Here is a 24,062-nt window from a genome sequence, read left to right on the forward strand (position 1 = left end):
AACCTGTGGGTTCATAGACGAACCTTCGTCGGTGAAGGCTGAGATTCAACACTTAAGTGGTGAATCTCAGCCCCGCCAGCCGCCCGCCCCACGAGCCCCAAGGCGCGCGCGAGCGCTCAGCCGATCAGGTCCCGGAGCTGGGTGATCGACTCGGGGGTGGCGCCGTACAGGTTGAGGTGGGTGATGCCGGCCTCGCGGAAGGCCTCGACCCGCTCCGCGACGTACGACGCCGGGCCGACGAGGTTGGCGGCCTCGAGCCACTCCTCGGGGACGAGGGCGGCGGCCTGGTCCTTCTTGCCGTCGAGGTAGAGGTCCTGGATCTCCTTGGCCTCCTTCTCGTAGCCGTACTGGACCGCGAGGTCGTTGTAGAAGTTCTTGCCGCGCGCGCCCATGCCGCCGACGTACAGGGCGAACATCGGGCGGGCGAAGTCGAGCATCGCCTTGGTCTCGGGGCCCTCGCCGATGGCCAGGACGCCGCCGCCGGTCACCTGCAGCTCGCCGAGCTCGGGGGAGCGCTTGGCCTTGCCGGCGTCGAGCGCGGCGCCCCAGGTCTCGGCGACCTTCTCGGGGTAGACGAGGTGGGGCATCCAGCCGTCGGCGAGCTCGGCGGTCATCTCGACGTTCTTGTCGCCGAGGGCGGCGACCCAGATCGGCACGGACGGGCGCTCGGGCTTGGTGAGCAGCTTGAGGGGCTTGCCGAGGCCGAGGCCCTGGTCGGCGGGCAGGGGCAGGGTGAAGTTGCGGCCCTCGTGCTGCAGCGGCTCGCGGCGCAGGCCCTGCCGGACGATGTCGATGACCTCGCGGGTGCGGCCGAGCGGGCGCTCGTAGGGCAGGCCGTGGAAGCCCTCGATCACCTGCGGTCCCGACGCGCCGAGGCCGAGCACGGCGCGGCCGGCGGAGACGTTGTCGAGGCCGGCTGCGGTCTGCAGCAGCGCACCGGGGGTGCGGGAGAAGACGTTCATGATGCCGGAGCCGATCTGGACCGTCTCGGTCTTGGCCGCGAGGTAGCCCATGAGCGTGGGGGAGTCGAACCCGTACGCCTCGGCCACCCAGACCAGGTCGAGCCCGGCCTTCTCGAGCCCGACGACCTCGTCGGCGGCGGCGCGGGGGTTGCCGTCGTACATCAGCATCGTGGACAGCTTCATCGGGTGGCTCCTGGTGGTCTGGTCGCGGCTGACTGTGACAGCGATGGTGTCACAGTCCGGTCACCCTGCGGGAGGGTGGTCCACACCCTGGCAGGATCCCGGGCATGACCAGTCTGCGCATCGCCGTCATCGGCGGCACCGGCCCCCAGGGCAAGGGCCTCGGCTACCGCTTCGCCCGCCACGGCCACACGGTCGTGGTCGGCTCCCGCTCCGCGGAGAAGGCCGTCCCGGTCGCCGCCGAGGTCACCGAGCGGCTCGCCGGCGTCGACGGGGCGGGCGAGGTGAGCGGCGCGGCCAACGCCGACGCGCTCACCGACGCCGACGTCGTCCTCCTGGCGGTCCCGTACGACGGCCACGACGAGCTGGTCGCCTCGCTGGCGGAGGGCGGTGCGCTCGACGGCAAGGTCGTCGTCTCCTGCGTCAACCCGCTCGCCTTCGACAAGGCCGGGCCGCACGGCCGGGTCGTCGACGGGGGCGAGGGGTCGGCCGCCGAGTCGGCCCAGCGCATCGCGCCCGGCGCCACGGTCGTCGGTGCCTTCCACCACGTCTCGGCCGTGACCCTGTGGAAGACCGACGCGCCGCTGGAGCACGAGGACGTCCTCGTGTGCGGTGACGACCAGGACGCCAAGGCCACCGTGATGGGCCTGGCCGCTGCGGTCACCGGCCGCGAGGGCGTCGACGCCGGCAAGCTCCGGCTCGCCCGCCAGCTCGAGCCCCTGACCGCCGTGCTGATCTCGATCAACAAGCGCTACAAGGTGCACTCCGGCATCCGGGTCTCGGGCCTCGACGGCCACTGACCCGGCCCAGGACCCGGCCTAGGACCCGACGCCGTCGGTCGCCACCGGCGCGTCGGGCTCCTCGGACGGGCTCTCGTCGCGACCCGACGAGCGCTCGGCCGAGCGCCGCTTCTTGCCCTCGCCCCGCTTGCCGTCGGGGTCCTCGAGCAGCCCGAGGTCGACCCCCAGCGGGAACCACAGCTCCGCGGCCCGGGTGGCGCTGATGTGCGACCGGTCGCGGTAGGTGATGGTGGAGCCGATGACGACCGGGCACTGGCCGTCGTAGCAGAGCCAGGCCGTCGGGTCGACGCGCTCGACGCCGGCCCGGTCGGCGGCCTCGATGGAGACCTGCCGCATCTCCTCGCTGTAGCTCGTCGGCTCGAACAGGCACGAGCCCATCGAGTCGTGGGCGGCCAGGCACGACCCCGGCTCCTCGGGCAGCCGCGGCACGTCCTCGAGCAGGACGAGCCGGTCGACGAGCGGCTCGTAGGCGGCGAACATGTCGTCGAAGCCCGTGGCCAGCTCGGCGCTCACGCCCTCGCGCGAGGTCACCAGCGTGCCGTCGTCGGCGTACACGCCGGCGGGCGGGGGCGAGGTCGCCACGACCATCAGGTCGGGGTCGAGCCGCTCGACCTGGTCGACGACCCAGTCGTGGAACTCGTCGCACTCCGGCCACGGTGCGCCCGTGCCGAGACGGCCCGGGTCGACGAAGGAGGCCGTGCACTGCTGCTTGACGAAGTAGTACGTCGCGTAGCCGGCGGCCTCCGCGATCTGCTCGATCGCGGGGATCCAGGCGCGGGCGTGGGAGTCGCCGGTGACGACGATGACCTTGTCGGACCCGACGTCGCCGCGCTCGCAGATCGGGCGCTCGGGCAGCTGGTAGTTGCACTCGCCCACGTCAGCGATGTCGTCCCCGAGGTCGAGGAGGTCGGGGGTGAGGTTGCTGGGGATGGGGTCGCCCATCCGCCCCGCCTCGACCGAGGCCTCGACCAGGCTGATGATCTCGTCGCCGTCGTCGATGCCGTAGGCGTCGGCGGTGATCGCGGCGTCGTTGCCGCGCTCGCCGCCGTAGTACTCCGCCACCTGGTAGCCGCCCAGGATGGTCGGGAGCACGAGGGCCAGCGACGCGGGGTAGAGGACCAGCCCGCGCCAGTCGCGGCGCCAGAAGGTGCCGCGGCGGAAGGGCTGCTCGACGAAGCGGTGGGTGAGGTAGCCCATCTGGAAGATGAGCGCCACCGCGACGATGGTCTCGGTGATGCTGAGCGGGCGACCCATGTGCACCTGGGGCACCACGATGATCGGCCAGTGCCACAGGTAGAGCGAGTAGGACCAGTCGCCGATCTTGCGCATCGGGGCGAGCGACAGCGCCCGTGAGACCAGCGGCTGCCGTCCGTCGTGGGCGCCGGCCACGACGAGCCCGACGGTCGAGAGCACCGGCAGCAGCGCCTCGTAGCCGGGGAAGGCCATCGTGGTGTCGTAGGCGACGACCGCCACGACGATGCCGACCAGTCCGGCCAGCGCGACCGGCTCGGTGATCCAGCGCTGCCGCAGGCCCGCCCGCCGGTGCAGCAGCAGCGCCACGATGACGCCGGCCGCGAGCTCCCAGGCGCGCGTCAGCGTCGAGAAGTAGGCCGAGGTCGGCTCCTCGACGGTGCGGTGGACCGACCACGCCAGGCTGGCCGCACCCACCGCGAGCGCGAGCAGCGCCATGGTGCGCACCGGGGCGGCGCGCTTGACCGCGGCGCCGTCGACGGCGGCCGCGCGCCGGCTGCGGCGCCGGGTGAGCAGCATCGCCAGGCCCACCAGCAGCGGCCAGACGATGTAGAACTGCTCCTCCACCGCCAGCGACCAGTAGTGCTGCACCGGCGAGGGCGACTCCTCGAGGGCGAAGTAGTCGACGCCCTGGGTCGCGAACCTGATGTTGGCGGCGAAGAACGCCGCCCAGGCCGCGTCGCGCGAGGCGTCGATGACGTCGAGGAAGTTCAGGTAGATGACCGAGGCGACCATCGTGACCGCCAGCACGACCGTCGCGGCCGGGACGATCCGGCGGGCCCGCCGCGCGTAGAACGCCCCGATGCGGAAGCGGCCGTCGGTCTCGATGCTGCCCAGGATCAGCCGGGTGATGAGGTAGCCGGAGATGACGAAGAAGACGTCGACGCCGACGAACCCGCCGCCCATCCCGGGCACCGCGGCGTGCGCCGCGATGACCGCGAGCACGGCGACAGCCCGCATTCCCTGGACGTCGGTCCGGAACGCGGGAGCGGCGTCGGTCGTCCCCATGGTCATGGTGGGCGGAAAATACCAAGGGACACCCCCCGAGGTGGCATTGCGGGCCACGGGCCGGGCGGGCGAGTCCCTCAGCCCGTGTGCCACGACCTCCACAGCGCGGCGTAGGACCCGCCGGCGGCGACGAGCTCGTCGTGGGAGCCGAGCTCGGCGACCTTGCCGTCCTCGACCACGGCGACCCGGTCGGCGTCGTGGGCGGAGAAGAGGCGGTGGGCGATCGCGATGACCGTGCGGCCCTCCAGCACCGCGGCCAGCGACCGCTCGAGGTGCCGTGCGGCGCGGGGGTCGATGAGCGAGGTGGCCTCGTCGAGCACGAGGGTGTGGGGGTCGGCCAGGACCAGGCGGGCCAGCGCGACCTGCTGGGCCTGGGCGTCGGTGAGGGTGTGCCCGCCCGAGCCGACCACCGTGTCGAGGCCGTCGGGCAGGACGTCGACCCAGTCGAGGGCGTCGACGGCGTCGAGGGCGCCGCGCACGTCGTCGTCGGTGGCGCCGGGCGGGGCGGCGAGCGCGAGGTTCTCCCGGAGGGTGCCGACGAAGACGTGGTGCTCCTGGGTCACCAGCGCCACGTGGCCGCGCAGGTCGCCCAGGGGCAGCTCGACGAGCCCGACCCCGCCGACGGTGACCGCGCCGGTGCGGGGCGGGTGGATGCCGGCGAGCAGGCGGCCCAGGGTCGACTTGCCGGCGCCGGACGGGCCGACCATGGCCAGCCGCTCGCCGACCCCGACCTCGAGGTCGACGCCGTGCAGCACGTCGCGGCCCTCGACGTAGGAGAACCGCACGTCGGAGGCCACGAGGTCCTCGCCGGTCGGCTCGCGGCCGCTGACCTCGCGGTCGTCGGGCACCTGGGCGACGCCGAGGAGCCGGGCGAGGGAGGCGGCGCCCATCTGCAGCTCGTCGAGGATGGAGACGATCCGGTCGACGGGGTCGATGAGCATCTGCACGTACAGCGTCGCGGTGGTGACGTCGCCCAGCGAGACCGAGCCCTGGGTGTAGAGGTAGCCGCCGAGCAGCAGCGTGGCCACCACGGGCAGCAGGTAGCTGATCTCCATGCTCGGGAAGAACACCGTGCGCAGCCGCAGCGTGTAGCGCTCGGCGGCGAACGACTCGCGCACGTCGTCGTCGATCGCGGCGACCCGCTCGCGGCCCAGGCCGAGCGCCTCGACCGTGCGGGCGCCCTCGACGGTCTCGGTCAGGGTGGCGTTGATCTGGCTGTACGACGCCGACTCGCGCAGGTAGCCGTCCTTGGCGCGGGCGAGGTACCACCGCAGGCCGACGACCAGGGGCGGCACGCCGAGCAGGCACGGCAGCACGACCCACCAGCCCACGCTGAGCGCGGCGGCGAAGGTGAGCACGGCCGTGACCACGGCGATGGTCCACTCCGGCAGCGCCCAGCGCACCGACCAGCCGAGCTGGTCGACGTCGCGGCTGGTGCGGGTCAGCAGGTCGCCCGACCCGGCGGACTCGACCGTGCCCACGGGCAGGGCGAGGGCGTTGCCGACGAAGTCCTCGCGCAGCTCGGCCAGCACCTGCTCGCCCAGCACCTGGCTGACCAGGCGGGCGAACCGGGTGAGCAGCGTCTGCACCACCAGGAACCCGGCCAGCAGCAGGATGATCCGGTCGACGTGCTGGGTGGTCGTGCCGTCCTCGACCGCCTCGACCAGGTTGCCGAGCAGGCGCGGCGCGGCCAGGCCGGCCACGGCGGCCAGCACGTGCAGGCCCAGCGCGCTCCAGAGCAGGCGCGGGTGGCGGCGGGCCAGGTCGACGGCGTACCGGCGCAGCGCGGGTCCGTCGGCGACGGGCAGGGTGGTGCGGGCGCTCACGAGGTCGCCACCGCCTCGCGGGTCACCAGCGCCCGGTACGCCGGCTCCGACCGCAGCAGGTCGGCGTGGGTGCCGGTGGCCACGACCACGCCGTCGCGCAGGAAGGCCACCTCGTCGACCGCGTCGAGCAGCAGCGGGCTGCTCGTGGTCACGACGGTGGTGCGACCGGCGCGCGCCTGCCGCAGCCGGGCCGCGACCCGGGCCTCGGTGTGGGCGTCGACGGCCGAGGTCGGCTCCACCAGCACCAGCACCTCCGGGTCGGCGGTCAGCGCGCGGGCCAGCACCAGCCGCTGGCGCTGGCCGCCGGAGAAGCTGCGCCCGCGCTCGGTCACCTGCGTGTCGAGCCCGTCGGGCAGGGCCTGGAGGATGTCCTCCGCGCTCGCGGTGCGCAGCGCCTCGACCACCCGGTCGCCGCCCTCGCCCGTGGTGTCGAGCCGGTCACCCAGCCGCCCGGAGAACAGGGCCGCGCCGGTGTCGGAGACGACGACCAGGCGGCGTACGTCGGCGCGGCGCATCGCGGTCAGCGGCACGCCCCCGAGGCTCACCTCGGCGGTGGGCTCGGGGTCGCACATGCCGAGCCGGTCGGCCAGGCGCACGGCGTCCTCGCTGGGCTCGGTGACCACCGCGACCATCCGGCCCGCGGGGACCCGCAGGCCCGAGCGGGCGTCGAGGAGGTCGGCGCCGGTGGCGGGCGGGTCGGCCGGCTCGGCCGGGTCGTGGGTGTCGGGCTCGATGGCCAGCAGGCGGCACACGCGGGTGGCCGAGACCTTGGCCCGGATGAACTTGTTGGCGAACTCGGTCGCCGTGCGCAGCGGGATCATCAAGAACGCGGAGTAGCCGTAGAAGGCGACCAGGTCGCCGGCGCTGATGCGGCCCTCGACGGCGTACCGCGCGCCCAGCCAGACCACCGCGACCACGAACAGTCCGGGCAGGAAGACCTGCAGCGCGTCGAGCACCGACTGCAGCCGGGCCACCTCGACGCCGGCGCGGCGGGTGGCCTGCGACTCGCGCTTGTAGCGGTCGAGGAAGACCTGCTCGCCGCCGATGCCGCGCAGCACCCGCAGCCCGCCCACGATGTCGGTGGCGGTGTTGGACAGGTCGCCGAGCAGCTGGCGCTGGGCGGCGCTGCGGCGCTGCAGCGGGGACAGGAGAGGCCCGATCAGCAGCATCAGGCCGGGCACCCCGAGCAGCACGAGCAGGCCCAGGGTGGTGGAGGTCTGCAGCAGGATCACCGCGACGAGGACGAAGGAGACGATCGCGCCGGAGAAGCGGGCGCTGACGTCCATCACCTGGCCCAGGTGGGAGATGTCGCTGTTGCCGATGGCCACGACCTCGCCGGTCGAGACCTTGCGGGGCAGGGTGCCGCCGAGGTGGGTGGCGTGGCGGCCGGTGAGCTGGACGGTGCGGTAGGCCGCGACCAGCCAGTTGGTCACCGCGAACCGGTGCCGCATGATCCCGGTGAAGGCCTGCAGCAGCCCGATGGCCAGCATCAGCCCGGCGAAGGCCACCAGCGCGGAGGTGTCGCGGGCGGCGACGCCGCGGTCGATGGCCCGGCCCAGGACGGCCGGCAGCACCGCCTGGCAGCTCATCCAGACGATGCCGAACGCCATGCCGCCGGCCAGGGTGCGCCACTGGCCCCTGGCCATCCACCACAGGAACCGCAGCGGGGTGCGGTGGTCGGCGGTCCCGGGGTGGGCGAGGGGGAGCGCGATCACCGATCGAGGCTACGGAGCGCGGCGCCCCGTGATCCACTCGTTATCGCTGCGGCGCGGCCGCTGCGGCGGATCAGCCCGCGAGGCCCTCCACGACCTCCGCGCCGGGCAGGTCGGCGGTGGTGCGGCCGGGCAGGAGCAGCTTGGACCGGCGCACGCCGGAGCCGATGACCACCACGTCGGTGGTGGTGACCCGGGCGTCGACCAGCAGCCGCCAGCCGGTCGGCAGGCCGACGGGCGTGATGCCGCCGTGCTCCATGCCCGACTCCTCGACCGCCCGCTCCATCGGCAGGAACGAGCACTTGCGCACGTCGAGGAGCCGCTTGACGACCCCGTTGACGTCGGCACGGGTGTCGGCGCGCACCAGGCAGGCCGCGACCCGCTCCTCGCCGCCGCGGCGCCCGGCGACCAGCACGCAGTTGGCGCCGGTGTCCATGCCGAGGTCGTACGTCGCGGCGAGGGTCGCGGTGTCGGCGAGGTCGGGGTCGATCTCGACCACACCGGTGGCGGCCGCGTGCTCCCAGGAGGTGAGCGCGGCCGCCACCGGCGGGGCCAGCAGGTCGGTGCGGTCGAGGGCCGGCACCGTGGTCAGGGCTCCGAGGGAGGGCGTCACGCCTCCATGGTCCCAGCCCGGCGGCGTGCGGCCCGGCGGCGGTCGGCGGCGACCAGGCCGACGAGCCCGGCCGCGCCGGCGAGCACCCACGGCACGGGCAGCAGCCACCGGATGTCGTCGTCGGCGACGACGTCGAAGGCCACCAGCGCCCACACGACGGTGAGCCCGGCCAGGGCGACGCCCATGACGAGGTGGCCGACGTTGACGGGGTGGCGGGCGGGCAGGGTGGTGCCCGGGTCGCCGGTCGGGTCGGTGGTCGGGCCCGGTGCGGGGGCGGTCTCGAAGGTCTCGGTGCCCATCAGCTCTCTCCTGCGCGGTCGACCCGGATCTCGCCGAGGGCGACCCGGGTGTCGAGGGTCAGGCGGGGCGCGTCGGTCCCGCCGTCGACGGTGGTGGTCCGCTGCCCGTCGGCGAGGCGGTCGCCGAGCACGGTGACCCCGCCCTCGTCGAGGTCGGAGCGCACGACGACGTCGACGTCGTCGGGCACGGTGACCTGGATCCGTCCGGCCACCTCGACCTCGACCTCGACGGTGCGGCCGTCGAGCGCCTCGGGGTCGGTGACCTGCGACAGGTCGAGGTCGATCTCGCCGAACGTCAGCGCGTAGCGGTCGGAGACCGCGGCCGTGGTCGTCGGTGTCGCAGCCACCCGGCCGGCGTCGACCCGGTCGGCGGCGGTGGCGCCGGCGGTGGCCACGGCGGCGAGCAGGCCGAGGGCGATGAGTCCGCCCGCGCGGCCCCAGAACGCCCCGAGCAGGAGCAGGCCCGCGCAGGTGCCCAGCGCGAAGGCCGGGTACGCCGAGCCCGGCACGTCGGCGCCGGCGAGGTCGGCGATGCCGAGCACGCCGACGCCGAGCGCGATGACGGCGAGCGCGTAGGGGAGGAGCAGCGGGCCACCGCGCCGCGGGCGCGCCGGCGGCACGGGTGCGGGCTTGGCGGCGCCGTACGCGGGCGGGGGTGCGGTCCACGTCGGGGGCGGGGTGCCGGCGTCGTCGGTCCGGCGCAGCCACGGGTGGGTGCGGCGGTGCTCGGTCGAGAGCGCGAGCACGACGACCAGGCCGACGACCAGCACGGGCCACGGGACGTCCCACCCGCCGACGGTGTCGCCGACGAGGGACAGCCCCGCGAGGACGAGGCCGACGAGGAGGATCGCCGAGCGGCTGCGCTCGTCGGTCCGCACCACCGCCACCCCGGTCGCCTCCTCGGGCACGACGAGCCAGCACACGGCGTACAGCACCAGGCCGGCGCCGCCGAAGAGGACGAGCACGGCGAGGACGACCCGCACGACGAGCGGGTCGAGGTCGAGGTGGCGGGCCAGCCCGCCGGCGACGCCGGCGATCTTGCGGTCGTGGGCCGAGCGGCGCAGGCGGCCGAGGTCGCGGACCTCGTCGCGGGTGGTGCGGGGACCGGTGTCGGGGCCGTCGGCTCCGGGGTCGGGTCCCGGTGGGGCCTCGGGAGGGGTGGTGGTCATGGCTCCAGCCTGGGCGTCGGGGGCGTGCCGCACCATCGGGGAGACCCCTGGTCCGGGTCCGGTGGGCCGGGGTCGCTGGGCCGGGGTCGGGCTCAGGGTCGAGCCGGGGTCGCGCCCCCTGGGGAGCGTCCCCGCCCCGTGCCACGATGGGCGGCGCGATGACCACCCTGCCCCCGCCGCCCGCCCGCCCCGTGCGGCGGGCCTACCGCGACCTGCGCGAGCCCGTGCTCGGTGGCGTCGCGGCCGGCCTGGCGCGCCACCTAAGGGTGACGGTGCTGTGGGTGCGGGTCGGGTTCGTCGTGGCGACCGCGCTGAGCGGCCTCGGCCTCGCCCTGTACGCCGCGCTGTGGGTCTTCCTGCCCGCCGGCCACGGCTTCGTGCACGCCGCCCCGGGCCTGGAGGGAGCGAGCCGTGACGGCCGTCGGCCCGGCGTGCAGCGCCGCTTCGCCGACGCCGGCCCGACGATCGTCCTCGGGGCCCTGGGCGTCGCGGCGGTCCTCTCCGTCGAGGCCCTCCTGGGTCGCGGCGCGGTGTTCTGGCCGCTGGCCATCGCCCTGGCCGGCGTCGCGCTGCTGTGGCGGCAGGCCGACCAGGCGCAGCGCGACCGGTGGTTCGACCGCACCGCCCGGATCGACCCGGTCCGTCTCGTGCTCGGCCGCGGCGGGCTGTCCTCGTGGCTGCGGGTCGGGGCCGGGGTCGCGCTGCTCCTGGCGGCCCTGTTCATCGTCGGGTTCGACGCCGGGTCGTGGGGCCAGGCGCAGGGCGCGGTCGTCGCGGGCCTGCTCGGCGTCGCCGCCCTCGCCGTGGTCCTCGGACCCTGGATCTGGCGGCTCGCGTCCGAGCTCTCCGACGAGCGGGCCGAGCGCGTGCGCACCCAGGAGCGTGCCGACGTCGCCGCCCACCTGCACGACTCGGTCCTCCAGACCCTGGCCCTGATCCAGAAGAACGCCGCCGACCCCACCACCGTCGCCCGGCTCGCCCGCTCCCAGGAGCGCGACCTGCGCGCCTGGCTGTACGCCGCCGAGGCCACCGACGACGCCACCGTGGCCAGCGCGCTGCGCGGCGTGGCGGCCGAGGTCGAGGACGCCCACGGCATCTCCGTCGACGTGGTCACGGTCGGCGACGCGCCGATGGACGAGACGCTGCGCCCGGTCGTGGCCGCCACCCGCGAGTCCCTCACCAACGCCGCCAAGCACGCCGGCACGCCCCGCGTCGACGTGTACGCCGAGGTCACCGAGACCGCGGTCGACGTGTTCGTCCGTGACCGCGGCGCCGGGTTCGACCCGGCCGCCGTGCCCGAGGACCGGCACGGCGTGCGCCACTCCATCGTCGACCGCATGGAGCGCCACGGCGGGTCCGGCGAGGTGCGCTCCGAGCCCGGCGCCGGCACCGAGGTGCGTCTGCACCTGCCGCGCGTCCCCAGCCCCGCCGAGGAGGCAACCGCATGACCGAGCCCACCACCGTCGTCCTGGTCGACGACCACGCCATGTTCCGCCGCGGGGTGCGCGCCGAGCTCGAGTCCGCCGGCGCGGGCGTCGTCACCGTCGTGGCCGAGGCCGCCGACGTCGACGAGGCCGTCCGCGCCGTCGAGCAGCACGTCCCGGCCGTCGTGCTCCTCGACGTGCACCTGCCCGGCGGCGGCGGCGCCGAGGTCATGCGGAGGGCGGCGGCTCCCGAGACCCGCTACCTCGCCCTGTCGGTCAGCGACGCCGCCGAGGACGTCATCGGCACCATCCGCGGCGGCGCCCGTGGCTACGTCACCAAGACCATCACCGGCCCCGAGCTGGTCGCCGCGATCCGGCGGGTCGCCGAGGGCGACGCGGTGTTCTCGCCGCGGCTGGCCGGGTTCGTGCTCGACGCGTTCGCCGGCTCCATCGAGGTCTCCGCCGTCGACGAGGACCTCGACCGGCTCACCGAGCGCGAGCGGGAGGTGATGCGGCTCATCGCCCGCGGCTACGCCTACAAGGAGGTCGCCAAGGAGCTGTTCATCTCCATCAAGACCGTCGAGACCCACATGTCCTCGGTGCTGCGCAAGCTGCAGCTGTCCTCCCGGCACGAGCTGACCCGCTGGGCCTCCGACCGCCGGCTCCTGTGACCCGCCCGGCCGTCGCTGCCCTCCTGGCGGCGCTGCTCGTCCTGGCCGGCTGCGGGTCGTCCGAGCCGGCCGCCGCCCCGACCTCCCCGCCGTCGGCACCCTCGGCGAGCGCCCCCGCCCCGACCCCGTCGGCCACCGCCCCGAGCACCGCGCCGCCCACGCGCGCCCCCGCGCCGGCGTACTCCACGTGGCCGCTGGGGGAGCGCACGCTGCCGCTGCGCCCCGACGGGTACGGCGAGGTGCGGCCCACCCCGCCGACGTTGCGCGACCGCCGCTACCCGACCCGCGACGTGCTGCCGCCCCCGCCGGGCGGTCGCTGGCGCGGCACGGTGGGCCCGGTCACGCCCGCGCTGGCGTCCCGCCTGGCGTGGGAGCCGGGGTGCCCGGTCGCGCTGGCCGACCTGCGCTACCTCACCGTCTCCTTCCGCGGGTTCGACGGCGCGCCCCACACCGGCGAGCTCGTCGTCGCCGCCTCGGTGGCCGACGACGTGGTCGAGGTCTTCCGCACGGCCTACGCCGCCGGCTTCCCGATCGAGGAGATGCGGCTGACCTCGCCGGCCGAGCTCGACCTGCCCCCCACCGGCGACGGCAACAACACCAGCGCCTACGTCTGCCGCCCCACGACCGGGCAGACCAGCGGCTGGTCGGCCCACGCCTACGGCCTGGCCATCGACGTCAACCCGTTCCAGAACCCCTACGAGAAGGGCGACCTCGTGCTGCCCGAGCTCGCGTCGAGCTACCTCGACCGCGACCGGCGCCGGCCCGGCATGCTGGACGCCGACGACGTGGTGGTGCGCGGGTTCGAGCGCGCCGGGTGGACCTGGGGCGGGGAGTTCCGCACCCTGCTCGACTACCAGCACCTCAGCGCGACCGGTCGCTGAACCCCACCTCGAGGCCCAGCCGTGCGGCCTCCTCGCCGATCGCGTCGTCGGGTCGCGGCCCGTCGTCCCACCAGGAGACCTCGAGCGCCCCACCCCGACGCACCGTCGTGCCGCGCACGACGCCGCCCCGCACCACCAGGCCCGCCTTGCGGGTCACCGCCTCGCGCAGGGCCGGCGGCACGACGTGCTCGTCGGCGGTGCCGACCCCCATCACCCACTGGTCGTGGCCGGGCAGCAGCCGGACGGCGTCGGAGGGCTCGCAGCCGAGCAGGGCGTCGAGGTCGTCACGCGCGACGTGGGCCGGGGTGCCCTCCACCTCGACGGCGGCGAGCTCGTCGGCCAGCCCGGTCCACCAGCGGTCGAGGCGCGCCCGGCCCGCGCTCAGGCCGCCGCCGAGCCAGTGGTGGACGTGGTCGGTGGTCACCGGCCCGTAGTCGCGCACGAAGTCGAGGACCGCGCGCGGACCGGCGTCCTCGAGGTCGGGCACGCCGCCCCAGCGCGGGTTGAGCTCGGGGAGCTCGAACCGGGGCCGTCCGTCCGGCGAGGTGGGGGCGATCCACAGGTCGCCCTGCCAGCACAACGGCTTGAGGAGCGTGCCGGCGCCGTCGTCGAAGACCGGCCGCAGGTGCCGGTAGGCCGCGTGGGCCGTCACGGCCGCGCCGAGCTCGCCCACGGTCAGCGGGCCCGCGGCGAGGGCCCCGCGCACGGCCGCGCGGAACGCCGGCCAGTCCTCGGCCCGCAGCCCGTAGTGCTCGACCCAGCTGCGGCGCTCCCACTGCCGGCCCGCCGCCCGCAGGGCCAGGTGCACGCCCACGTCCTCCGGCGTCGCGAGGTGCAGCGACCCGCGGAAGGAGAAGACGGTGACGACCGACCCCTCGGCGCGGGCGGCCGCCAGGTCGCCCGGCGCGCCCGCCGTACGACGCGCGGCGACGGCCTGCTCCGCGAGCCCGGTGTCGAGCGCGAGCACCGCACCGAGCCGACGTACGACGTCGGCGGGCGTCGTGCCCGCCGGGCCGACCGGGTCGAGCAGGTGCCGGCCCAGGCGCCAGGCCAGCGCGCGGTCCCACGTGCACGAGGGAGTCACGGCCGAGAGCCTGCCACTGGTCGCTACCCTCCGGCCATGGAGACGGTCCGGCTGGTCCTGCTGGTGGTGCACATCCTCGGCTTCTCGGCGCTCATCGGCGGGCTGCTGGCCCAGGCCGGGCCGGGGGAGAAGAGGGTCAACGCCGCCATGCGCGACGGCGTCGGCACCGCCTTCGTCGCCGGCCTGCTCCTCGTCGGGGTGCTCGAGGGCCTCGACGAGTCGATCAACTACGCCAAGATCGCGGTCAAGACCGTCGTCGGCCTCGTGCTGCTGGTGCTGGTCATGGCCAACGTCCGCAAGGAGCGCATCCCGCAGGGCCTGTGGGCCGGGATGCTGGCGCTCGCGGTGCTCAACGTGTGCGTCGCGGTCCTCTGGGCCCCCGCCCACACCTGAGCGCTCGACCTCCCGGGCCACCGCCGGCGGCACCGTGGCCCGGACTGTCCGTGGGCCGCCGTAGGCTGGGACCCACATGAGCGCACAACCTTTCCTGGACGGTCTCGGGGTCGAGGGCACGGCCCCCGAGGAGGCCCGCGCGACCCGGCGCGGCCCCTCGCCCGAGGAGCTGCTCGAGGGCCTCAACGAGCCCCAGCGGGCGGCCGTCGTCCACGCCGGCGCGCCCCTGCTCGTCGTGGCCGGTGCCGGGTCGGGCAAGACGCGGGTGCTCACCCGCCGCATCGCCTGGCTGATCTCCGAGCGCAAGGCCCACCCCGGCTCGATCCTGGCCATCACCTTCACCAACAAGGCCGCGGCGGAGATGAAGGAGCGCGTCGAGGAGCTGGTCGGCAAGCGCGCCCGCATCATGTGGGTCAGCACCTTCCACTCCGCGTGCGTGCGCATCCTGCGCAAGGAGATCACCCACCTGGAGAAGGAGGGCCGGGAGCTCCGGTCCAACTTCTCCATCTACGACGCGCAGGACCAGAAGCGCCTGATGACCCTGGTCATCAAGGACCTCGACCTCGACCCCCGGCGCTACCAGCCCGGCCCGGTGCTGCACTGGGTCAGCAACCACAAGAACGAGCTGCGCGACGCCGAGACCGTCGCCGCCGACGCCCGCAACGGCATCGAGAAGACCTTCGCCTCCTGCTACACGCTCTACCAGCAGCGCCTGCGCGAGGCCAACGCGCTCGACTTCGACGACCTCATCATGACCACGGTCCACCTGCTGCAGGCCTTCCCCGACGTGCGCGAGGCCTACCGGCGCCGCTTCCGGCACGTGCTGGTCGACGAGTACCAGGACACCAACCACGCGCAGTACGCCCTGATCCACCAGCTCTGCGCCGACGACCCCGAGCTGACGGAGAAGGAGCGCGTCGAGCCGGCCGAGCTGATGGTGGTCGGCGACGCCGACCAGTCGATCTACGCCTTCCGCGGCGCCAACATCCGCAATATCCTCGACTTCGAGCAGGACTTCCCCGACGCCACCTCGATCCTGCTGGAGCAGAACTACCGCTCCACCCAGACCATCCTGAGCGCGGCCAACGCGGTCATCGGGCACAACCGCGACCGCAAGGAGAAGCGGCTGTGGTCGGCCGCCGGCGACGGCGACCGCATCGTGGGGTACGTCGGCGACGACGAGCACGACGAGGCGCGGTTCGTCTCCGACGAGATCGACAAGCTCACCGACGACGGCGCCCGTGCCGGCGACGTCGCGGTCTTCTACCGCACCAACGCCCAGTCGCGGGTGTTCGAGGAGGTGTTCATCCGCACCGGCCTGCCCTACAAGGTCGTCGGCGGGGTGCGCTTCTACGAGCGCCGCGAGGTCCGCGACGCGCTGGCCTACCTGCGGATGCTGGTCAACCCCGACGACTCGGTCTCGCTGCGCCGCATCCTGAACGTGCCCAAGCGCGGCATCGGCGACCGGGCGGTGGCCTGCGTCAACGAGCTCGCCGAGCGCGAGCGCATCACCTTCTGGTCGGCCCTGCAGCGGGCGTCGGAGGCGCCCGGGCTGGCCACCCGCTCGCTGACCAACATCCAGGGCTTCGTCGCGCTCGTCGAGGAGCTGCAGGGCTTGGTCGAGGCCCGCGAGCGGCCCGACGTCGTCCTGCAGACCGCGCTCGACAAGTCCGGCTACCTCGCCGAGCTCGAGGCCTCCGACGACCCGCAGGACGAGACCCGCGTGGAGAACCTCGGCGAGCTCGTCGCCGTGGCCCGCGAGTTCTCCGACGACCCGGTCGCCGGCCCGTCGGTCGACCCCGCCGACGTCGACGCCGAGGCCCTCGAGCCCGGCCTCGGCGACTTCCTGGAGCGGGTCGCCCTGGTCGCCGACACCGACCAGATCCCCGACGACGACGGCGGCACCGGCGTCGTCACCTTGATGACGCTCCACACCGCCAAGGGCCTGGAGTTCCCGACGGTCTTCCTCACCGGCATGGAGGAGGGCGTGTTCCCGCACTCCCGCTCCCTCGGCGACCGGCCCGAGCTGGAGGAGGAGCGACGCCTGGCCTACGTCGGCATCACCCGGGCCCGCGAGCGCCTCTACCTCTCCCGCGCGGTCGTCCGCTCCTCGTGGGGCGCGCCGTCGCACAACCCGGCCAGCCGGTTCCTCGACGAGCTGCCCGTCGACCTCGTCGACTGGCGCCGCACCGAGGCCGCCCAGACGCGTTGGGGCCGCCCCGACCTGGCCTCGTCCTCACCGGCGTCGTCCGGCTTCGGCCAGCCCACCGCCGCCGGCCGCCGCAACTTCTCCGCCGCCGCGGCCCGGGCCGACGCCCGGTCCAAGTCGACCGTGCGCCGCGAGGTGCCCAGCCTCGAGCCGGGCGACCGCATCACCCACGACTCCTTCGGCCTCGGCACCGTCGTCGCGGTCGACGGCCAGGGCGAGAAGGCCATCGCCTCCATCGACTTCGGCAACGGCCCCGTCAAGCGCCTCCTCCTCCGCGTCGCCCCGGTCCAGAAGCTCTGACTCGTCCGGTCGGCTCCGCCGGCCCCGCGTCCGTCCCGCGCTGGCGTCGGGGCGCCCGTGCCGGGTTGCTTGGTCTGGTCGGCCCCGCCGGCCCCGCGTCCGCCCCGCGCACGCGCCTGGCCACGCTGCCCGACCCACGGTGGTCGAGGAGGTTCCGCTGGGAACCGTCTCGAGACCGCGCGACCACGCCTGGCCCGCCCGGGCCGGCCGGTGGCCTCGAGCAGGCGCCAGTACGCCTTCCTCGAGCACCGTGGGTCGGGGGATCGGGGGGCGCCGCAGTCGACCAGCGGGACCACAGCGAGGCGCCCGGGCCACCGCGCGACCGGGCCACGGGGCGCACGGCGCGGCCGGTGGGCTCAGGGCCGGGTCGGGCCCGCGGGGCCAGGCTGCGGCAGCCCTACGAGAGCGGCGCGGGTCCGCCGGGCAGGCCCGCCGGTCCGCGCCCGATCAAGGCTGTACGCCGTGGACGACGAACGCGGCGTACGGGTCGACCGGGTCGCCGCCGCCGGGGCGGACCTCGACGTGGAGGTGGGAGCCGGTGACGTTGCCGGTGGAGCCGACGGTGCCGATGACCTCGTTGCCGGTGACGACGTCACCGACGGAGACGTACTGGGTGGTCTGGTGGGCGTACCAGATCTCGGTGCCGTCCTCGAGGGTGACGACCGTCTTGTTGCCGTAGGAGCCGTCGTACCCGACGAAGGTCACGACGCCGTTGGCGATGGCGTGGATGGGGTCGCCGTTCTCGCCGTTGAAGTCGAGGCCGGTGTGGGAGCTGGCCCACAGGCCGTACTGGCCGAAGGTGGCGGTGATGATCGAGGGGTTGAGCGGGAGGACCCAGCGGTTCTCCTTGATCTTGGCCGCCTGCTTCTCGGCCTGCGCGGCGAGCGTGCTGAGGGCGGCGTTGCGCTCCTGGGCCTGCGCCTCGGCGGCGGCCACGAGCTCGTCCTGGCCGGAGGCCTGGGCGAGGGTCTGGCGGTCGTTGCTGCGGCTGAGGGTCTGGCGGTCGCTGCCCACCGTGGCGATGCCGTCGCTGCCGGACAACGCGGTGGCCGGCCGGACGTTGTTGACGACCGTGCCGGCGAGGGCCGGCCCGTCGTCGTCGGGGGCGACCATGACGCCGCCCACCGCGACGGCCATCGTGGCCAGGCCCAGCAGGACCGGCGGCGACGGGAGGCCGCGGAAGAGCGGGCCGCGCGAGCCGGCGTGCTTGACGGCCTTGCGCTTGCCCGGCGTCTGCGCCCGGGCCAGCGGCAGCTCGGCGGTGTGGTCGAGGTCGCCGACGTAGTGGGTGCCGGTCGACGGCGACAGCGTCTCGCGGGAGACCGGGCCGGAGGTCGACGAGGACGCCGGGTGGACGGCGGCCTCGACGGCCGCCGGCTCGGGACGCAGGGCGCGGCGGCCGGGCACGGCCGTCGTCCTGGTCTCCGAGGGTCGGCGGCGAGGGCCGCGGCGTTCCGCTCGGTGGTTTCCCATGGGGCAGACGGCTCCGTGTGGTTGGCATCGGTGGTCGCTGGCACTGCGTGCACGCACCAGCCGAGGGGGCGGGGGCGCAGGGCGGCTTCGACTGTAACGGACCGGTCGCTGGGCCACCCAATCGGGTGCGCCACCCATCCTGGCCCACCCGGTGCGGTCCGCACAGCCCGGGCACGCTTTCCTCACAGGGCCCCGCGCCGGGCCGCAGCCTGCGCGCCGGTGTGACGCGCGGCCGAGACGTGGCTCACGTCGCCCACGGCTGCACCCGCCCGTCCGGCGGGTCTAGTGTGCCGAAGGAAAATGCCGTGCGCCCGGACGCGTCCCGACCTGTGACCGCGGGCGCGCAGGCGCCGAGACCACAGACGCGAGAGAACTGGTGGACCAGTGGACCTGATGGAGTACCAGGCGAAGGAGCTCTTCGCCAAGCACGGTGTGACGACCACCCTCGGCACGGTCGTGGAGACCGCCGACGCGGCCCGCGCCGCGGCCGAGGAGATCGGCGGCGTCACCGTCATCAAGGCACAGGTCAAGGCCGGTGGACGCGGCAAGGCGGGCGGCGTCAAGCTCGCCAAGACCGCCGACGAGGCGTTCGAGCACGCCAGCAACATCCTCGGCATGGAGATCAAGGGCCTCACGGTCAACCGGGTCCTGGTCACGCCGGCCACCCCGCCGCAGGAGGAGTACTACTTCTCCTTCCTGCTCGACCGGGCCAACCGGCAGTACCTCTGCATCGCCTCTGTCGAGGGTGGGGTGGAGATCGAGGAGGTCGCGAAGACCAACCCCGACGCCGTCAAGCAGATCCCCATCGACCCCGGCACCGGCGTCGACGCCGCCAAGGCCCGCGAGATCGCGACCGAGGCCAAGTTCCCCGAGGCCGTCTTCGAGCAGGCCGTCACCATGATCGAGGCCCTGTACACGGTCTTCGTCGAGGAGGACGCCACCCTGGTCGAGGTCAACCCGCTGGCCCGCCTCGAGGGCGACAAGCTCGAGGCGCTCGACGGCAAGGTCTCCCTGGACGACAACGCCTCCGAGTTCCGCCACGAGGACCACGAGGCCTTCGTCATCCGTGACGAGGAGGACCCGCTCGAGGCCAAGGCCAAGGACAAGGGCCTCAACTACGTCAAGCTCGACGGCCAGGTCGGCATCATCGGCAACGGCGCGGGCCTGGTCATGTCGACCCTCGACGTCGTCGCGTACGCCGGCGAGGCGCACGGCGGGGTCAAGCCCGCCAACTTCCTCGACATCGGCGGCGGCGCCAACGCCCAGGTCATGGCCGACGGCCTCGACGTGATCCTCGGCGACGAGCAGGTCAAGAGCGTGTTCGTCAACGTCTTCGGCGGCATCACCGCCTGCGACGAGGTCGCCAACGGCATCAAGGGCGCGCTGGAGATCCTCGGCGACGCCGCGACCAAGCCGCTGGTCGTCCGCCTCGACGGCAACAACGTCGACAAGGGCCGCGCGATCCTCGACGAGCTGGACCACCCGCTCGTCACGCAGGTCGACACGATGGACGGCGCGGCCGACAAGGCCGCCGAGCTGGCCAACGCCTGAGCGCCCGAGACGACGAGAACGAAAGAGACAGCGAAGCCATGTCGATCTACCTCAACAAGGACTCCAAGATCATCGTCCAGGGCATCACGGGCGGGATGGGCTCCAAGCACACCACCCTGATGCTCCAGGCGGGCAGCAACATCGTCGGTGGTGTCAACGCCCGCAAGGCCGGCACGACCGTGACGCTCGACGACACCGAGCTCCCCGTCTTCGGCACCGTCGAGGAGGCCATGAAGGAGACCGGCGCCGACGTGTCGGTCGCCTTCGTGCCCCCGGCCTTCACCAAGGCCGCCTGCCTCGAGGCCATCGACGCCGGCATCGGTCTGCTGGTGGTCATCACCGAGGGCGTGCCCGTCCAGGACACCGCCGAGGTGTGGTCCTACCTCAAGAGCGAGGCCAACAAGGCCGGCACCCGGATGATCGGCCCCAACTGCCCCGGCATCATCACGCCGGAGGAGTCGCTGGCCGGCATCACGCCGCACACCATCGCGGGCAAGGGCCCCATCGGCCTGGTCTCGAAGTCGGGCACGCTGACCTACCAGATGATGTACGAGCTGAAGGACTTCGGCTTCTCCACCGCCATCGGCATCGGCGGCGACCCGATCGTGGGCACCACCCACATCGACGCCCTCGAGGCGTTCGAGGCCGACCCGGAGACCCAGGCCATCGTGATGATCGGCGAGATCGGCGGCGACGCCGAGGAGCGCGCCGCCGCGTACATCAAGGACCACGTGACCAAGCCGGTCGTCGGGTACGTCGCCGGCTTCACCGCCCCCGAGGGCAAGACCATGGGCCACGCCGGTGCCATCGTCTCCGGCTCCGCGGGCACCGCGGCCGCCAAGAAGGAGGCCCTCGAGGCCGTCGGCGTCAAGGTCGGCAAGACGCCGTCCGAGACCGCCGCCCTGATGCGCGAGATCATGCAGTCCCTCTGAGTCGACCTCGGAGGCCCTCCTCCCCAGCTCCACCACGCTGACCCGTCGTCGATCGACGACGGGTCGGCGTGTCTTTCAGCAGCCGGCCTCGGTCCACGCGCACATCGCGGCGACGAGGTCGGCGGAGTCGGTGGTCATCCGCTCGACCTGGCGGCGTGCCTGCACCCCACGGGGCTCCGCGCCGGCCCCACCCTGGTCGGACGTCGAGTCGAGCAGGACCGAGCGGCCGACCCGCACCACGTGCAGGGCGACGAGCCCGGGGACCGGGCTGCCGTCGACCTCGGTGAAGGCCACCACGGAGAAGGACTGGCCGCCGACCGGGGAGTCGGCGACGACCAACGGCCGGTCGAAGCCCTGGTCGCTCTGCGGCGGGCAGCCCTCCCAGAACGACCGCACGGCCGCCACGTGCGCGGCCGCCGCGTCGGCGTCGGGGAAGACGCGCATCGAGCGGGAGCGGCGGTCCTCGACGTCGGTGAAGGTCGCGTCGACGCGCTCGGCGCCCCGCGGACGCGGGCCCGGACCGCACACGTACGCCGACATGATCGGCTCGGACCGCGGGGCCGGGGAGACGACGCCGTCCTGGCCCGGCTCCGCCCGCTCCGGCCAGCCCGACGCCAGCGGCAGCGAGGCGGGGTCGGTGGGCGAGGCGCCGCCGGCGAAGACCGACATGGCCTCCACGACGGGCCGGGACGCGTCGTGGGCGAACGCCACCTGGGCCGCGATGCTCTCGGGGCTCCCGCCGCCCTCGCCGTACGTCGAGGTGAGCAGCACCGCGGTCCCGACGGCGCGCACCTCGATGACCTCGAGGCCGGTGTCGAAGCGGCCCTCGGAGCGGTAGCGGTGGGTCACGGTGATCGCGTCGGGCTCGTCCTCCACCACTTCGTAGACCTGGTCGGTACCGCCCTCCTCGGCCTGCGGGCAGTCGGAGTAGGCGCGCCGGAGCGCGCCGAGCACGGACGTGGCCTCGGCGTCGGTGCCGTGGACGGCGAGCACGCGGGAGCGGACGTCCTCCGCCTCGCCCGTGTACGTCGCCCCGGCGGTGTCGCGCTGCGCGACCGGTGTGCCGGCCGACCACGCGGTGCGGCCGCACAGCTCGACGCTGGTCCACGTCGGCCGGTCGGTGACGGTGACCGGGCTGCCGTCGCCGTTGCGGCGGGGGAGGCCGGCCGCGAGCGGGAACCCGTCGGGCACCTCGGTCGGGCCGCTCGCGGTGGCCGGCACGACGTCGGCGACGGCGGCCGACGCCTCGGTGGGTGGCGCCGGGGCTGCCGTGGGGGTGCGGTCGCCGCAGCCGGCGCCGAGGAGGGCGACGGCGCCGAGCAGGGCGAGCCCGGTCACGGGCGTGGTCAGGCGGGGGAGGGGGCGCATCGGAAGGCCTTTCGTCGCGGGAGGTGTGCTCCTGTGACGCGGCGCCCGGCCGGCGGGTTGTGGGAGGTCTCAGCCCGTGGCCGGCGGCGGCATCTCGGCGAGCCGGGCCCGGGCCCGCTCGGCCAGGGCCACGAACGCGCCGTCGGCCAGGGTCGCGTCGGGTGCCGGCACGAACCCGAGCTGGGCGACCGCGGTGCCCACCCGGGCGACGGCCATCCAGAAGACGACGGTGCGCTCGTCGGTGACCCGCACCTCGAGGCGCCACGCGTCGAGCGAGGAGCCCTCGCCGCCCTGCTCGGTGACCCGCTCGACCTCGGTGCTGAGGTCGCGGTCGGGGCAGGAGGCCATCCGGTCGCGCACCTGCTGCACCAGCGCCTGCGCCTTGCGCGGGGGCAGGGCTCCGACGGTCTCGGTGACCCCGAACTCCTGCGGCAGGTCGGCCTCGGGCACCAGGAAGGTGCGGGTGAAGGCGCGCGAGATCCGGGTGCCCTCGAAGGGGCTCGCGAAGGTCGTGCGGTCGCAGCCGGTCGCCGCGGCGTTGGTGGTCGGCCGGCTCGGCTCGGTGCCCACCCAGGGCTGGTCGACGCCGTTGACCGGGGGCAGGTCGAGCTCGGAGAGCAGTGCGGGGCGCGTGCCGGTCGGGACGGGCGCGCGGTCGACGAGCTCCGGCTGCGCCTCGGCGCAGGCGCCTGCACCGGGCTCGGCGCACAGGCCGGTCACACCGGCGGCCAGGAGGGCGGCCGCCGGGCCGGTGCCGGGGGCGTCCGAGCCGGGCAGGGCCACCGATGTCGTGGTGGTGAAGCTGCCGGTGCGGGCCACGCCGACGACGTACGTCGTCACGGGCGCGGCCCAGCTGCGCAGCACCAGCTGCACCGACTCGTCGGCCACGCCGCCCGGGGTGCGGGTGCCGAGCAGCTGGACCCGCGGCGTGGCGCAGCCAGCGAACCAGCCGACCGTCGTCTGGAAGGCCCGGGCCGCGGCCCGCTCGGAGGCCGAGGCCTCGGAGAGCTGCACGACGGTGGCCTTGGGGGCCCCTCCCTGGCGGGGGAGGCCGTCGAAGGTGCGGACGAGCGCAGCCCGGCCGCGCGGGTCGGCGTACCGGTCCTGCTGGCACGGCAGGACCAGGCCGTTGCCGCTGCTGTTGTCGTTGGTGCGGACCTGGGTCCAGCGCCGGCCCGGGTAGCTCGCGTCGAGGGCGGCGGCGTCGAGCAGGGTCGTGTCGGGGAGCGTCACGACGGCTTGGATCGCCGACCCGCTCCCGTCGCCCCCGAGCGGGAGCGCGACCGGCGGCTGGTCGAGGCGCGGGGCCACGCCGTCGGTGGCCGTGACCGCGGAGCCGCTGACCACGACGGCGGCGACCGCCACGGCCGCGCCGACGACGGTGTGGACGCGGCGCCGGGCCGCGCCCTGCCGGCGGATGATGGTGGTGCGCGGCCAGCGCCCGGCCCCACCGACCGAGCCCGCGAGCCGGTCGAAGGCGGTGCGCAGGCCGAGCGCCTCGGTGTCGAGGGCCAGGGCGAGCGCGGCGGCGCCCGCCTGGAGCTCGCGCTCGGCCTGCTCGCGGGGCAGGCCGACCTCGCGGGCCATCTGGTCGAGGCTCACCGGCGCGAGCTGGGTCAGCACGAGGACCCGCCGCCGCACCGGCGAGAGCCCGTTGAGGGCGTCGAGGGTGGCCCGGACGTCGTCGGGGACGTCCTTCTCGCGGTGCCACACGCGCGCGGTGTGACGACGCTGGGCGAGCCGCCACGCGTGGGGACGCACGACGGACTCCGGGTCCTCCAGGCGCGAGAGCTTGCGCCACCGGTGCCAGGCCACGACGAACGCGTCGCGGACCGCCCGCCGCGACGCCGCCAGGTCGCCGGTGAGGGCGTAGGTCTGGGCCAGCAGTCGCTCGCGCGCGTCGACGTAGAACGCGTCGAAGTCCTCGGGGTCTCTCATCGCGGCGACCACGGTAGA

General features: G+C 74.6%; 19 protein-coding genes. 8 read left to right on the top strand and 11 right to left on the bottom strand.

Going from position 1 to position 24,062, the window contains the following annotated elements; genetic code table 11:
* Positions 1-116 precede the first annotated feature (116 nt).
* Positions 117-1,145: an LLM class F420-dependent oxidoreductase gene (locus FJQ57_RS04945; protein WP_139978071.1), complete on the bottom strand. Its 1,029-nt coding sequence runs from the start codon at positions 1,143-1,145 to the stop codon at positions 117-119.
* A 104-nt stretch (positions 1,146-1,249) separates the two neighbouring features.
* Between FJQ57_RS04945 and npdG the strand changes: the two genes are divergently transcribed.
* Complete coding sequence (gene npdG / locus FJQ57_RS04950) at positions 1,250-1,942, top strand: NADPH-dependent F420 reductase (protein ID WP_139978072.1); 693 nt, start codon at positions 1,250-1,252, stop codon at positions 1,940-1,942.
* A gap of 18 nt (positions 1,943-1,960) precedes the next feature.
* On the opposite strand, the gene FJQ57_RS04955 is transcribed toward npdG, so the two are convergent.
* The 6 genes from FJQ57_RS04955 to FJQ57_RS04980 all read right to left on the bottom strand — a co-directional run bounded on the left by FJQ57_RS04955 (position 1,961) and on the right by FJQ57_RS04980 (position 9,820).
* A complete protein-coding gene (locus FJQ57_RS04955) occupies positions 1,961-4,207 on the bottom strand; it encodes an acyltransferase family protein (RefSeq protein WP_139978073.1) in 2,247 nt (748 codons plus the stop codon).
* Between the two features lie 71 nt (positions 4,208-4,278).
* Positions 4,279-6,027 (bottom strand): ABC transporter ATP-binding protein, encoded by a 1,749-nt coding sequence (locus tag FJQ57_RS04960; RefSeq protein ID WP_246081587.1) that lies wholly within the window; start codon positions 6,025-6,027, stop codon positions 4,279-4,281.
* On the bottom strand, positions 6,024-7,742 hold the full coding sequence (locus FJQ57_RS04965) for an ABC transporter ATP-binding protein (protein WP_211348747.1): 1,719 nt from the start codon (positions 7,740-7,742) through the stop codon (positions 6,024-6,026). The genes FJQ57_RS04960 and FJQ57_RS04965 overlap by 4 nt, the downstream gene beginning before the upstream one ends.
* 70 nt (positions 7,743-7,812) lie before the next feature.
* Complete coding sequence (locus FJQ57_RS04970; RefSeq protein WP_139978074.1) at positions 7,813-8,352, bottom strand: YbaK/EbsC family protein; 540 nt, start codon at positions 8,350-8,352, stop codon at positions 7,813-7,815.
* Positions 8,349-8,651 (bottom strand): hypothetical protein, encoded by a 303-nt coding sequence (locus tag FJQ57_RS04975; protein ID WP_139978075.1) that lies wholly within the window; start codon positions 8,649-8,651, stop codon positions 8,349-8,351. Before FJQ57_RS04975 ends, FJQ57_RS04970 begins: the two co-directional genes overlap by 4 nt.
* Positions 8,651-9,820: a PspC domain-containing protein gene (locus tag FJQ57_RS04980; RefSeq protein ID WP_170219275.1), complete on the bottom strand. Its 1,170-nt coding sequence runs from the start codon at positions 9,818-9,820 to the stop codon at positions 8,651-8,653. Before FJQ57_RS04980 ends, FJQ57_RS04975 begins: the two co-directional genes overlap by 1 nt.
* Before the next feature lie 158 nt (positions 9,821-9,978).
* Here FJQ57_RS04980 and FJQ57_RS04985 point away from each other — a divergent pair, with 158 nt between their 5' ends.
* Genes FJQ57_RS04985 through FJQ57_RS04995 form a run of 3 tightly spaced genes read left to right on the top strand, consistent with a single transcriptional unit; the run spans position 9,979 to position 12,796 of the window.
* Positions 9,979-11,268 carry an ATP-binding protein gene (locus FJQ57_RS04985; RefSeq protein WP_139978077.1) on the top strand — a complete coding sequence of 430 codons (1,290 nt, stop codon included), beginning with the start codon at positions 9,979-9,981 and terminating at the stop codon, positions 11,266-11,268.
* Positions 11,265-11,915 (top strand): LuxR C-terminal-related transcriptional regulator, encoded by a 651-nt coding sequence (locus tag FJQ57_RS04990; RefSeq protein WP_139978078.1) that lies wholly within the window; start codon positions 11,265-11,267, stop codon positions 11,913-11,915. The genes FJQ57_RS04985 and FJQ57_RS04990 overlap by 4 nt, the downstream gene beginning before the upstream one ends.
* Positions 11,912-12,796: a M15 family metallopeptidase gene (locus FJQ57_RS04995; protein WP_170219276.1), complete on the top strand. Its 885-nt coding sequence runs from the start codon at positions 11,912-11,914 to the stop codon at positions 12,794-12,796. The genes FJQ57_RS04990 and FJQ57_RS04995 overlap by 4 nt, the downstream gene beginning before the upstream one ends.
* On the opposite strand, the gene FJQ57_RS05000 is transcribed toward FJQ57_RS04995, so the two are convergent.
* Entirely contained in the window at positions 12,777-13,880 is a 1,104-nt protein-coding gene (locus tag FJQ57_RS05000; protein ID WP_139978079.1) for a DNA glycosylase AlkZ-like family protein, read from the bottom strand. The two genes, FJQ57_RS04995 and FJQ57_RS05000, sit on opposite strands and share 20 nt — an antisense overlap.
* A gap of 36 nt (positions 13,881-13,916) precedes the next feature.
* On the opposite strand from FJQ57_RS05000, the gene FJQ57_RS05005 reads away from it, so the two are divergent.
* Entirely contained in the window at positions 13,917-14,273 is a 357-nt protein-coding gene (locus FJQ57_RS05005; protein WP_139978080.1) for a hypothetical protein, read from the top strand.
* 76 nt (positions 14,274-14,349) lie between these two features.
* Complete coding sequence (gene pcrA / locus FJQ57_RS05010) at positions 14,350-16,782, top strand: DNA helicase PcrA (RefSeq protein WP_139978081.1); 2,433 nt, start codon at positions 14,350-14,352, stop codon at positions 16,780-16,782.
* Between the two features lie 447 nt (positions 16,783-17,229).
* Here the strand turns inward: pcrA and FJQ57_RS05015 are convergent, their stop codons facing one another.
* Positions 17,230-18,189 carry a M23 family metallopeptidase gene (locus FJQ57_RS05015; protein WP_170219277.1) on the bottom strand — a complete coding sequence of 320 codons (960 nt, stop codon included), beginning with the start codon at positions 18,187-18,189 and terminating at the stop codon, positions 17,230-17,232.
* A 450-nt stretch (positions 18,190-18,639) separates the two neighbouring features.
* On the opposite strand from FJQ57_RS05015, the gene sucC reads away from it, so the two are divergent.
* Both sucC and sucD read left to right on the top strand, forming a co-directional pair.
* A complete protein-coding gene (gene sucC, locus FJQ57_RS05020; RefSeq protein ID WP_139978083.1) occupies positions 18,640-19,806 on the top strand; it encodes an ADP-forming succinate--CoA ligase subunit beta in 1,167 nt (388 codons plus the stop codon).
* Positions 19,807-19,844: 38 nt separating this feature from the next.
* Positions 19,845-20,738: a succinate--CoA ligase subunit alpha gene (gene sucD / locus FJQ57_RS05025; protein ID WP_139978084.1), complete on the top strand. Its 894-nt coding sequence runs from the start codon at positions 19,845-19,847 to the stop codon at positions 20,736-20,738.
* Between the two features lie 75 nt (positions 20,739-20,813).
* Here the strand turns inward: sucD and FJQ57_RS05030 are convergent, their stop codons facing one another.
* Both FJQ57_RS05030 and FJQ57_RS05035 read right to left on the bottom strand, forming a co-directional pair.
* Positions 20,814-22,106, bottom strand: a complete 1,293-nt coding sequence (locus FJQ57_RS05030; protein ID WP_139978085.1) for a hypothetical protein — start codon at positions 22,104-22,106, stop codon at positions 20,814-20,816.
* A 69-nt stretch (positions 22,107-22,175) separates the two neighbouring features.
* Positions 22,176-24,044, bottom strand: coding sequence for a SigE family RNA polymerase sigma factor (locus FJQ57_RS05035; RefSeq protein WP_139978086.1), 1,869 nt, complete (start codon positions 24,042-24,044; stop codon positions 22,176-22,178).
* Positions 24,045-24,062: the final 18 nt, after the last annotated feature.

Origin of the sequence: Nocardioides litoris, from assembly GCF_006346315.1 — a bacterium.
GTDB classification, from domain to species: domain Bacteria; phylum Actinomycetota; class Actinomycetes; order Propionibacteriales; family Nocardioidaceae; genus Nocardioides; species Nocardioides litoris.

Excerpts from the sequence above, each read along its gene's own strand:
- FJQ57_RS04945 (WP_139978071.1), bottom strand. The coding sequence starts at position 1,145 with ATGAAGCTGTCCACGATGCTGATGTACGACGGCAACCCCCGCGCCGCC.
- npdG (WP_139978072.1), top strand. The coding sequence starts at position 1,250 with ATGACCAGTCTGCGCATCGCCGTCATCGGCGGCACCGGCCCCCAGGGC.
- FJQ57_RS04955 (WP_139978073.1), bottom strand. The coding sequence starts at position 4,207 with ATGACCATGGGGACGACCGACGCCGCTCCCGCGTTCCGGACCGACGTC.
- FJQ57_RS04975 (WP_139978075.1), bottom strand. The coding sequence starts at position 8,651 with ATGGGCACCGAGACCTTCGAGACCGCCCCCGCACCGGGCCCGACCACC.
- FJQ57_RS04980 (WP_170219275.1), bottom strand. The coding sequence starts at position 9,820 with ATGACCACCACCCCTCCCGAGGCCCCACCGGGACCCGACCCCGGAGCC.
- FJQ57_RS04985 (WP_139978077.1), top strand. The coding sequence starts at position 9,979 with ATGACCACCCTGCCCCCGCCGCCCGCCCGCCCCGTGCGGCGGGCCTAC.
- FJQ57_RS04990 (WP_139978078.1), top strand. The coding sequence starts at position 11,265 with ATGACCGAGCCCACCACCGTCGTCCTGGTCGACGACCACGCCATGTTC.
- FJQ57_RS05005 (WP_139978080.1), top strand. The coding sequence starts at position 13,917 with ATGGAGACGGTCCGGCTGGTCCTGCTGGTGGTGCACATCCTCGGCTTC.
- pcrA (WP_139978081.1), top strand. The coding sequence starts at position 14,350 with ATGAGCGCACAACCTTTCCTGGACGGTCTCGGGGTCGAGGGCACGGCC.
- sucD (WP_139978084.1), top strand. The coding sequence starts at position 19,845 with ATGTCGATCTACCTCAACAAGGACTCCAAGATCATCGTCCAGGGCATC.
- FJQ57_RS05030 (WP_139978085.1), bottom strand. The coding sequence starts at position 22,106 with ATGCGCCCCCTCCCCCGCCTGACCACGCCCGTGACCGGGCTCGCCCTG.
- FJQ57_RS05035 (WP_139978086.1), bottom strand. The coding sequence starts at position 24,044 with ATGAGAGACCCCGAGGACTTCGACGCGTTCTACGTCGACGCGCGCGAG.